General features: G+C 41.6%; 9 protein-coding genes. 4 read left to right on the top strand and 5 right to left on the bottom strand.

All coding sequences use genetic code 11. The annotated features are described in order from the left end of the window. The first annotated feature begins 25 nt into the window (after nt 1-25). Complete coding sequence (gene miaE, locus K358_RS0112415) at nt 26-802, top strand: tRNA isopentenyl-2-thiomethyl-A-37 hydroxylase MiaE (RefSeq protein WP_038150150.1); 777 nt, start codon at nt 26-28, stop codon at nt 800-802. 117 nt (nt 803-919) lie between these two features. Here miaE and topA read toward each other — a convergent pair whose 3' ends face one another. Next, nucleotides 920-3,547 carry a type I DNA topoisomerase gene (gene topA / locus K358_RS0112410; protein WP_027697125.1) on the bottom strand — a complete coding sequence of 876 codons (2,628 nt, stop codon included), beginning with the start codon at nt 3,545-3,547 and terminating at the stop codon, nt 920-922. Nucleotides 3,548-3,883: 336 nt separating this feature from the next. Here topA and K358_RS0112405 point away from each other — a divergent pair, with 336 nt between their 5' ends. Continuing rightward, a complete protein-coding gene (locus tag K358_RS0112405; RefSeq protein ID WP_027697124.1) occupies nt 3,884-4,141 on the top strand; it encodes a YciN family protein in 258 nt (85 codons plus the stop codon). A gap of 97 nt (nt 4,142-4,238) precedes the next feature. Here the strand turns inward: K358_RS0112405 and focA are convergent, their stop codons facing one another. Together focA and sohB are read right to left on the bottom strand one after the other, a co-directional pair. Further along, nucleotides 4,239-5,081 (bottom strand): formate transporter FocA, encoded by an 843-nt coding sequence (gene focA, locus K358_RS0112400; RefSeq protein WP_027697123.1) that lies wholly within the window; start codon nt 5,079-5,081, stop codon nt 4,239-4,241. A 293-nt stretch (nt 5,082-5,374) separates the two neighbouring features. Continuing rightward, nucleotides 5,375-6,442: a protease SohB gene (gene sohB, locus K358_RS0112395; RefSeq protein WP_083962820.1), complete on the bottom strand. Its 1,068-nt coding sequence runs from the start codon at nt 6,440-6,442 to the stop codon at nt 5,375-5,377. A 154-nt stretch (nt 6,443-6,596) separates the two neighbouring features. Between sohB and K358_RS0112390 the strand changes: the two genes are divergently transcribed. Further along, entirely contained in the window at nt 6,597-7,358 is a 762-nt protein-coding gene (locus K358_RS0112390; protein WP_027697121.1) for a YciK family oxidoreductase, read from the top strand. A gap of 78 nt (nt 7,359-7,436) precedes the next feature. Here K358_RS0112390 and mlc read toward each other — a convergent pair whose 3' ends face one another. Beyond that, nucleotides 7,437-8,651 (bottom strand): sugar metabolism global transcriptional regulator Mlc, encoded by a 1,215-nt coding sequence (gene mlc, locus K358_RS0112385; protein ID WP_027697120.1) that lies wholly within the window; start codon nt 8,649-8,651, stop codon nt 7,437-7,439. A gap of 259 nt (nt 8,652-8,910) precedes the next feature. Between mlc and pyk the strand changes: the two genes are divergently transcribed. Then, on the top strand, nt 8,911-10,356 hold the full coding sequence (pyk, locus tag K358_RS0112380) for a pyruvate kinase (protein ID WP_027697119.1): 1,446 nt from the start codon (nt 8,911-8,913) through the stop codon (nt 10,354-10,356). 108 nt (nt 10,357-10,464) lie between these two features. Here the strand turns inward: pyk and tagH are convergent, their stop codons facing one another. After that, on the bottom strand, nt 10,465-11,514 hold the full coding sequence (gene tagH / locus K358_RS18825) for a type VI secretion system-associated FHA domain protein TagH (RefSeq protein ID WP_027697118.1): 1,050 nt from the start codon (nt 11,512-11,514) through the stop codon (nt 10,465-10,467). Nucleotides 11,515-11,530: the final 16 nt, after the last annotated feature.

Raw genomic sequence — 11,530 nt, 5'->3', positions numbered from 1 at the left:
ATTTCCATTCGAAACCTTTATTGCCATGTATCAAGAATTACTGAAACCTATACACCAATTTCTACATTGTCCAACCCCAGAGGCTTGGATAGAAAAAGCCAAGCAACCAGAACATTTAAACGCCTTGCTGATTGACCACTGCAATTGCGAATTAAAAGCGGCTCAAACGGCCATGTTTATGGTGCGCAAATATGCGGTTGATCAGCAAAGTGGTCAAACACTGATTCAATGGGCTAAACCTTATGAAGATTACGTCTATAAGTGCATTCGTGATGTCGAGTTCCCAGAAAAAAGCATTATGCAATCTGGCAGCCTAACCGTAAAAGATGGCTTTGAGCATGGTCAAGATCTGGTTGATAAAATGGTGCGTTTGATTAAAGAGGAATTCCACCACTTTGAGCAAGTGCTTGAGATTATGGAAAACCGAGGCATCCCTTATCAGAACCTGACCGCTGGAACCTACGCCAAAGGTTTAATGAAAACGGTCAGAACCTACGAGCCTGCTGCCCTCATTGATAAGTTGATTATCGGTGCTTATATTGAAGCGCGATCTTGTGAGCGTTTTGCCAAACTGGCACCGTTTTTAGATGACGAGTTGAATAAGTTTTATGTTTCTTTGTTACGCTCAGAAGCGCGTCATTATCAAGATTACCTAGCGCTAGCTGAAGCGATTGCGGGAGAAGATATTAGTGAACGAATTCGCTTAATTGGCGAGCGTGAAGGTCAACTCATTCAACGAGAAGAAGCGGAATTTCGTTTTCATAGTGGTGTTCCTGTCGAAGTTGAAGCGTGTAGCGTGTAGCGTGTAGCGTGTAGCGTGTAGCGTGTAGCGTGTAGCGTGTAGCGTGTAGCGTAATTTTGATACAAAAACAGCCAGATGCAAACACATCGGGCTGTTTTTCGTTAAGCGATTAAAAACCTATTTCTTTGGTTTCTTACGCTTGTCTGTAATTTCCCACTTACCGTCGATATACAGAGCAGTCCAACCAGATGGCTTACCATCTACTTCTGAACGCACGTAATGCTCTTTCGATTTACGGCTAAAGCGAACGACTGTTGGGATCCCATCAGGATCGGCAACCGGTGCAGACGCTAAGTAATGGAATTTTTCAGAAATACGATCTTTGTATTCTGCCATTTCAGCAACTAGCGGTGCGCGAGTTTCACGAGATTTCGGGAAATTGCTTGCCGCCATAAATAAACCAGATGCACCATCACGCAGTACGAAATAAGCATCCGAATTAGAACAAGGCAACTCAGGGAAATGTACTGGATCTTCTTTCGGTGGCGCAACTTCGCCGTTACGTAAGATCTTACGAGTATTTTTACATTCCTCGTTAGTACAACCCATGTACTTACCAAAACGGCCATTTTTCAGCACCATATCTGAGCCACACTTATCACACTCAACTAATGGGCCATCGTAACCTTTTGGTTTGAACTCACCGAATTCAACCACATAACCTTCACAGTTCGGGTTATTACCACAAACGTGCATCTTACGCTTGTCATCAATCAGGTAAGCGTCCATTGCCGTTTCACAAATTGGGCAACGCTTTTTCGCACGAAGAGCCGCCGTTTCAACGTCTTCTTCTAAAACGTTCACTACACCTTCTTCATCACCTAAATTAATAGTGGTTTTACAACGCTCTTTTGGTGGCAGTGCATAACCTGAACATCCTAAGAAAACACCAGTAGACGCAGTACGAATCCCCATAGGACGAGAACAGGTTGGACATTCAATACTCGTTTCAACGATCTTATTTGGCATCATGCCACCTTCAGATTCGTCTAATTCTGCTTTGTCTAAATCCGCAGTAAAGGCTTCAAAAAACTCATCAAGAACTTGAGTCCAAGTCAGTTGACCTTCGGCGATTTTATCGAGTTTTTCTTCCATACGAGCAGTAAAGTCGTAATCCATCAGATCATTAAAGCTACCATTCAGGCGATCGGTAACAATCTCACCCATTTTTTCTGCATAGAAACGACGTTGGTCAACTTTTACATAACCACGATCTTGAATGGTTGAAATGATCGATGCATAAGTCGATGGACGACCAATACCACGTTTTTCAAGCTCTTTAACTAACGCCGCTTCGGTATAGCGTGCTGGCGGTTTAGTGAAGTGCTGCTTAGGATCGAGTTGTTTTAGCGACAACGTATCGCCAACTTTCACTTCAGGTAGAATTTGATCTTCATTTTTACCCATTGGACGTTGAACACGAGTCCAACCATCAAACTTCAAAATACGACCTTTGGCTTTTAGCGTAAAGTCATCCGCCTTAACACTTACTGTGGTTGAATCGTATTTTGCTGGTGTCATTTGACAGGCAACAAATTGATTCCAAATCAGGGCGTAAAGTTTGTGGGCATCGGCTTCCATACCGTTTAAGTCTTCAGCTTTTACATCAACGCTAGATGGACGAATCGCTTCGTGCGCCTCTTGAGCGCCTTGTTTACTACCGTAAGCTAAAGGACTGGCAGGTAAATATGCGTCACCAAACTCAGATTGAATAAACTCACGACAAGCTTCTACAGCCTCTTTACTCAAGTTAGTTGAGTCAGTACGCATATAAGTGATGTAACCCGCCTCATAGAGTCTCTGAGCGAGCATCATGGTCTTTTTCACCCCATAGCCTAAGCGAGTACTTGCCGCTTGTTGCAATGTAGAGGTGATATATGGGGCAGAAGGCTTACTTGAGGTCGGGCGATCTTCTCGTTTACAAACTTCGTAAGTGGCTTTTTCAAGTACCGATAATGCTGCTTTGGTTTCCGTTTCATTAACTGGCTTAAAGGCTGAACCAGCTTTTTGAGCCACTAATAAACGGAAATCAGTATTATTTAATGTTGTCGTATCAGCATGGATATCCCAAAACTCTTCTGGAATAAATGCGTTGATTTCACGTTCACGCTCAACCAATAGCTTCACTGCAACCGATTGAACACGACCTGCAGATAAACCACGCGCCACTTTTTTCCAAAGTAGAGGTGAAGCCATGAAGCCAACCACTCGGTCTAAAAAGCGTCGTGTCTGTTGAGCTTTCACACCATCTAGATTCAATTCACCTGGCGTTTCAAACGCTTGTTGAATGGCATTTTTAGTAATTTCGTTAAAAACCACTCGTTTGTATCGCGCATCATCACCACCGATGATCTCACGAAGGTGCCACGCAATAGCTTCCCCTTCGCGGTCCAAATCGGTTGCGAGATAAACGCAATCGGCGTCTTTGGCTAATTTCTGTAATTCAGCAACAACCTTTTCTTTACCCGGAAGGATTTGATAGTTCGCTTCCCAGCCTTGGTAAGGGTTGATACCCATCTTTTTAATCAGGGCTGCTTTGTCTTTTTCTTTTTTGATACGAGCTTTTTCTTCAGGACTCATACCTTTAGTTGAAATCGCGGCCGCTTTTTTTCCACTACTTTGACCGGCAGTAGGTAAGTCACGTACATGGCCAACGCTCGACTTCACAACAAAATCTTTTCCAAGATATTTATTGATAGTCTTCGCTTTAGCTGGTGACTCTACAATAACAAGAGATTTGCCCATAACTAATTCTAAACATCCTCATCAGGTCGCGTTTATTGATTACGCACGCTGCTTTAATTAATTGCTTCTTTTTTTACTATCGAGTGAGTTTTAAATAAGATCAACCTGTTTTTTCACTTTTCATGCTGAGTGAACGACATATCGCCAACTAAGATGCAGTAAGATAACTGACCATCTACTACGATTATTGAAAAACAAAATTCAGGATTTTTTACTGCCATTCGCTATACCAAGCAACGAGTTAGGTATAAACTTTATAATCAAATTGAGGCGGACAATAGCGCCTTATTTAATGATATTCAACCAAACCTTAACTTTCATTCTAAGTAGGCCACTATGAGTAGTAAAAAAGCCATCTCCGAATTTGAACTCCTTCTGATTGCAAACCAAGTCATTCAGGAACATGCAAATTATATGGAAGGAATGCGTGCCACATCAGTAATAGAGAAAGATGATGTGTTGATTTTCAAAGGCGAATATTTCTTAGATGAACAAGGGTTGCCGACTGAAAAAACCACAGCCGTATTTAATATGTTCAAATATCTCGCACATCATCTATCTAAAGAATTCACCTTAGAAAATACAGTGCACTAATTCAGATATTAGACCTTTACCCAAGTCACTTGAGTATATATAAAAAGATGCCCTAGTCTCAGCTAGGGCATTTTTATGTCACTTATTTATGGTTACATTACTTTCGTAGGTAAATTGACCAGAACCACAAACCAACAAATAGACTACCGCCAATAATATTGCCAATGGTGACTGGGATAAGGTTATTCACTACGAAATCAACCATATTTAAGTCGGCAAACTGGCTGGCTGTTGTATGAGTCATTTCCCAAAATTCAGCAGGTGCAAAGTTTTTGATACCAATCGCAAATGGGATTTGAAACATGTTTGCAATGCTATGCTCAAATCCTGATGAGACAAACATCGCAACAGGCAGAATCAAAATTAACACTTTATCTGTTAATGTGCGGCCCGCATAAGACATCCAAACTGCGATACATACCAGTAAGTTAGCCATTGTGCCTAGCGCAACGGCTGATGCGAAAGAGTGGTGCATTTTATGCTGAGCAATGTGCATCGCATTCAAACCGATACCACCCGCATCGCTCATATATTGTTGAGCAACGAGCATTATACCGACTAGCAAAATACAACCCACGAAGTTACCAAAATAAACTTGAAGCCAGTTTTTAACTAATTGCCCCCAGGTCACCAAACCACTCGCTTTAGCAACAACCACTAAGGTTGAGCTAGTAAATAATTCACTACCAGTTACAACCACAAGAATTAAACCTAGGCTAAATGCTAAACCACCAACAAAATGTGAAAAGCCTGGAGCCACGTCAGCGGTACCACTAGTTACCGTAGTGTAAAAAATAAATGCAATACCAATTTGCATGCCAGCTGTAACTGCAAGCATAAAGGTTTTAAAGAAAGATTTATTAACTTTGTAAACACCAGCTTCAGCGGCTTTTTTTGCCATTTCAGGTGGCATTAATGATTCAAATTGATTGTTGTCCATTTTTTCTCTCGTAACAATTAGATACAAAAACAAGGATGATGGCTGAATATTGCTTTTTAATGTCATCAAATTCAAGCTTTCTAATCATAGTTCAAAGCTGGAAAAGTTAATTTCACAACAAGAAATCACCCATGAAAAACCACAAAAAAGTCGTTAAAATCGGCTAAAACCAATAGAAAAGACTCAAAATAAAAAACCATCAAGCTAAAAAAAAGCTCACGAGATGTGAGCTTAATTCAATAAAGATTGATATAAATCAGTTATTCATGCGCCTACCTCATTAGAGGTATCTGCTATACAATTGGGCGCTGGCCTCTAGAGATCAATTTAAGTAGTACACTATCGACGGTTTTCGCTGCGCTACCAGAAATTTTATCCGATAGTTTTTTCTTGCGAACGTAGTGCAAGGCGAGTACTGATTTTTCTTTAGTCGCTGCGACAATTAAATCATCTGAGGTTTTAATTTCATCCACCAGCCCTAACTCAAGCGCTTGGGTGCCAAACCAATGTTCACCTGTAGCCACTTTCTCTAGATCAAGCTCTGCACGGTGCTCACGGATAAAGTCTTTAAATAGTACATGGGTTTCTTCTAATTCATGCTTGAACTTATCGCGGGCTTTATCAGTATTTTCACCAAACATGGTTAAGGTGCGTTTATATTCGCCTGCGGTCATTTGCTCAAATTCAATATCATTCTTTTTCAACAATTTATTGAAGTTCGGAATTTGTGCGATAACACCAATCGAGCCAACAATCGCAAATGGCGCTGAAACAATTTTATCCGCCACACAAGCCATCATATAGCCACCACTTGCTGCTACTTTATCGACAGCAATGGTTAACGGAATCTTGGCATGTTTAAGACGATCGAGTTGAGAAGAAGCTAGACCATAGCCGTGAACCATGCCACCGCCAGACTCTAGGCGAAGTAGCACTTCATCCCCTTCTTTCGCGACCGAAAGAATCGCGGTGACTTCTTCACGTAAAGAAGAGACTTCTTTAGCATCAATGCTGCCGTTAAAATCTAAAACAAATAAATGAGGGTTACGGGTATCAACCAGTTCACCGGATTTTGCGGCCTTTTTCGCCTCTTTGGCCTCTTTTTTGTTCTTTTCTTTTTGCTCTTTTTCTTGTGCTTTATGACGCGCTTTTAAATACGCTTCATCATGCAAGTGTTCTTCTAGTTGCGCGACCGTTTCAGTATGCTTTTCTGACAAGTCAGTGATCTGTAATTCACCTTTCGCATGACCGCCCTTTCCGCCTAATACTTTAATGCCAACAAACAATGCGATTACCGCAACGACGAACGTCACGACTTTGGCTAGAAACAGCCCATAATCCAACAAAAATTCCAATATCATTCCCTCAAAACTTGCGGTTTAGTGTATGGTAAGCGAGTTTACGTTGATGCTAACCACTTATTATTTGAAATAGCGGTACATTATTGCATATACCCAAGTGACTTCAAATAAGATGGGTATAAATGACATAAAGTTAGATTAAGGATTACATACGGTGAATTATTCAGTTTCCCCTTCAGCGCTTACTGGAAAAACCATTTTAGTCACTGGTGCTGGCGATGGTATAGGTAAAGAAGCCGCGTTACACTACGCTCAACATGGCGCAACCGTTATTTTACTAGGACGCACCGTGTCCAAACTAGAAGCGACGTACGATGAGATCGAGTCGAAAGGTTACCCGCAAGCGGCGATTATCCCTCTTGATATGAAAGGGGCAACCAAACAGAACTACCTTGATATGGCCGATACGATTGCAGATCAATTCGGTAAACTTGATGGCATCTTACATAATGCTGGTCTACTAGGTACGATCACGCCATTTGAACAAATTGAAGAAAGTGCTTTTGATGAAGTGATGCAAGTCAATGTAAAAGCGCAGCTATTAATGACTCAAGCATTACTCCCTCTGATTAAAAAATCAGAAAACGGCCGCATTGTTTTCACCTCTTCAACCGTTGGTCATATCGGCAAAGCTTACTGGGCAAGTTATTCTATTTCTAAATTTGCTACCGAAGGCATGATGCAAATTTTGGCAGATGAACTCAGTGACACCCCTATTCGCGTTAATGCGATTAACCCAGGTGCAACTCGTACCAAAATGCGTGCCTCAGCTTATCCAGCAGAAGATACTAATCTGCTAAAAACGGCCGAAGATATCATGCCACTGTACGTTTACCTGATGGCAGTGGAAAGCCAAGAGGTTCATGGTCAATGCATTGATGCCCAGCCAGAACGAAATAAGCTATTTAAATCGTAAGCCTTAACTCAGCTCACCAGAGACAACAAAGCCAGCAATTACGCTGGCTTTATTTTTATTATTTACTCTATATCGAAATTAACCTTCAACGACCTTCAAGAGTAATGATCCATCATAGAGCGCCTGCTTAATCAATGCCGCACCTGGCATCGTCGTTTGAGTGAAGAACTTACTTTCCACTAAAGGCACATCTTTGTGAAAGATAGGTAAACTGTGCTGCTGCAAAGCTTGTTCAATGGCAGGGAATAAAATCGATTTTGCTTTGGTTAAAGCGCCACCCAATAAAATCTTTTCAGGGCTGAAGATATTAACCATGATGGCAATCCCCCTCCCTAAATCTCTGCCTAACTTTTCGATAACTTGTATGGCAAACTCATCACCACTCACCGCCGCTGAGCAAATCTTATCCATAGTGATATTATTCGCAGTAAGAGAAGTTTCTTGCCCTTGCACGATTTGTTCGGTTACCGCCCTGCATACTGCTTCAGAAGAAGCAATAGTATCTAAGCAACCTCGTTTACCGCATTCACATAAAGTGCCATCTTGTTCAACTTGAATATGCCCCAGTTCGCCAATATTACCGTTGCGACTATACGCAAGACGACCATTTAAAATTACGCCCGCTGCGACACCTTGATGATTACTAATTAGTAAAGAGTTATCGACTTCTTGGGAGTGTCCAAACAGCATTTCAGCGAGTGCCCACGCACAAGTATCATTAGCAATAAACACTGGCACGCCCGTCTGCGCATAGATTGCAGGACCAAGCGCTAAATTTTGAATATTAAAATGCGGCATCTGAAGAACCACACCTTCTGAAAAATTAACTAAAGCAGGCAGTGTAACCGCAATGCTGGTCATCCTTTCGACAAGATGCGCATGCTGAGCGAAAAACACTTCGATCTCATCCAAAATACGTTGCTGAAGTTTATCTTGTTCGGAAGCTTCAATATCAACTTTATAATCCGCGACAACCTCTCCACCTAATTCATGTAGTGCAATAATTAGATAGCCTTTACCTAGTCGAATAGACAAAAAATGCCAACCAGTATTATCGGTTTGAAGACCAACAGCGGGACGCCCGCGACTTAATGACTCTTGCACCACCGTTTCATGAATTAAGTGGCCCTCCATTAATTCCCGCGAGATTTTAGTGATACTGGCAGGTGCCAAACCACTTAGTTTTGATAGATCGATACGAGAAATCGGGCCAAACTGATCGATAAGTTTATATACACGACCTGTATTGACTTGCTTTATTTGATCAATATGACCAGGTTGAGCCATGTACATAACGTACTCCTTAAAAAAAACTTAGCTCAATTTTTTTACACTGCGAAGTAATTGTGAAGTGCCATACTATGGTTGCGTGACAAGTATCACGCTTAATTTCAAATCTGATCTATTCTAAGTGAAATCTAGCTAAAAAACTGCTCAAAACGAATACACCTTAAAATTATATGAATACATTTTATATCAAATAAAGCCATGAAATATCACTTCAATTAGTGGTAACGTAAGTATAATTTATTAATCATAGATGGAGTAATTCATGTCTCAACGCTTAAGACGCACCAAAATTGTCACGACTCTTGGCCCTGCAACCGATAAAGATAATGTCCTTGAAGAGATTATTAAAGCTGGCGCCAATGTAGTGCGAATGAACTTCTCACACGGCTCTGCTGAAGACCATATTATCCGAGCAGAAAAAGTACGCACCATTGCCGCTAAATTAGGCATTCACGTGGCTATTCTAGGTGATTTGCAAGGTCCTAAAATTCGTGTTTCTACGTTCAAAGATGGCAAAATTCAATTAAATATTGGTGATAAATTCACACTTGATAGCGATCTTGAAAAAGGCCAAGGTGATCAATATGCTGTCGGTTTAGATTATAAAGAACTACCAAAAGATGTTGGCCCTGGCGATATTCTGTTACTTGATGATGGCCGCGTTCAACTTAAAGTAACCAGTGTCGATGGCAATAAAGTACATACTGAAGTCACGGTTGCTGGCCCTCTTTCAAACAATAAAGGTATCAACAAAAAAGGTGGTGGCTTATCCGCAGACGCCTTAACTGAAAAAGACAAACAAGACATTCTTACGGCTGCAAAAATCAAAGTGGACTACCTTGCTATTTCCTTCCCACGTAATGGTGAAGATATGCATTATGCACGTCGCTTGGCGCGTGATGCTGGTCTAGAAGCAAAATTAGTGGCTAAAGTTGAGCGAGCGGAAACGGTTATTAGCGAAGAAAGCATGGATGATATTATCCTAGCGTCTGACGTGGTGATGGTAGCCCGTGGTGACCTAGGGGTAGAAATTGGTGATGCGGAGCTCGTTGGTGTTCAAAAGCAACTGATTCGCCGTGCGCGTAGTCTAGATCGCAACGTAATTACCGCGACACAAATGATGGAATCCATGATCACAAGCCCAATGCCAACACGTGCAGAAGTAATGGATGTGGCGAACGCAGTATTGGATGGCACCGATGCGGTAATGCTTTCAGCGGAGACTGCGGCAGGTAGTTTCCCAATTGAAACCGTCAAATCAATGGCTGAAGTTTGTGTTGGCGCTGAAAAAATGCCATCCGTTAATGTGTCAAACTACCGCCTAGACCGTAAGTTCCAATCGGCAGAAGAAACCATTGCAATGGCAACCATGTACTCTGCTAACCATATGCAAGGCATCACTGCCGTCATTTCAATGACTGAATCAGGCCGTACTCCATTAATGATGTCACGCTTAAGTTCTGGTCTACCTATTTTCGCTTTATCTCGTAATGAGACAACCCTCAACCGAGCAGCACTATACCGTGGTGTGACACCAGTATTTTTTGAGCATGATGCAGGCTCTGGCCTACCCTGCGCATTAGCGGCGATTGCGACATTGAAAGAAAACCGCTTACTTGAGAAAGGCGATAAAGTCATCATCACTCAAGGCGATGTAATGGACTTGGTGGGTTCAACCAACTGCATGCGCATCATTGAAGTAGAATAAACTCATACCCTAGTAACTTAGGTATATAAAGCAAGGCCTCGATATCCCGTTATTTGGGTATCGAGGCCGATTTCATTGAGCGGTTTGTTCTAGGAAGACTACCTAAATTTAAGGCTGCTTACGCTGTAAAGTATCGTACGATTGCTCTAACACTTCCCAAAACTGCTTTTCAAAACCTTTCTGTCTTCCTGATGTCAATTCAGAAAAATACGACTGGTACATCTTCCAAGCCCAAGCATCTTTATCAACATTATCTGGTGCATTTTTACGGTAAGTTTCAAAGCGCTTTAACAAGGTTTCAGGTGCGAACTCATTGAGTATATATTTTAAGGCTAATTCTGTTGCCTGATGCATTCGCTCGCTGTGCGACTCTATGGATTTAAAACTACTTTCAATCGCTTGAGTAGGCTCTAAATGAAATAGACTGCGCTCCTCACCAAACATCAAATTTTTGGTTTCTTCTGGCGTTAGCCCCATTTGCAACGGGTTATCTTGAATCGGCTGAAAGCTGCGATTTAATAAATGAAAAGAATTATCTTGTCGGCTATGAATGGCTATCAGCCCGGCAATACTCGCCGCAAGTGGTTCATTAATTTCATTGGTAGTGGTATTGATTGAAGGTGACATCCTTGGTTCCTTGTCCTGATCATCTTGCTTGATGGATGGTTCAACCTCGGTTTTCGATGCTTGAGCCTCTCGCGCCGCTGGCAAATCAATATCGAGTTGAGGAATATATGAGGGCGTTGTTTCTTGTACACTAGAAGTTTCTTGTACGCTAGAAGCAACGGTTTCGGCCATGCGATAACGTTGCTCTGTTTCCACTTCCACGACTTTCAAATGCGCTCTAATTTGATATGAGCCGATACGGAAGACATCTCCATCTTTTACTTTTATATGTCGTTGTTGATCAAATTGAGGCGACTCATCATTAATGCCGATTCCACCTTGAATATCAATAAGATGATATTCGCCATTTTCAAACTTAATCTGGCAATAGGGGGTAATAAGCGCGTTATTCGGATCTGGCAGAATCCAATGGCAACTAGCATCATTACCAATGTAACCACCTTCTTGCTTAAATTGATGCGAAGCTGCACCACCTGTTTTTAAAAGACGAGTATTCATCACAACAAACGTGAGAAAAGTTTTCTCTTCCATGACCACTCCATTTATA

The sequence above is a fragment of the Vibrio litoralis DSM 17657 genome (assembly GCF_000426765.1).
GTDB lineage: Bacteria > Pseudomonadota > Gammaproteobacteria > Enterobacterales > Vibrionaceae > Vibrio > Vibrio litoralis.
The sequence above is the reverse complement of the archived record's forward strand: the minus strand, read 5'-3'. Positions and strand labels throughout refer to the sequence as shown.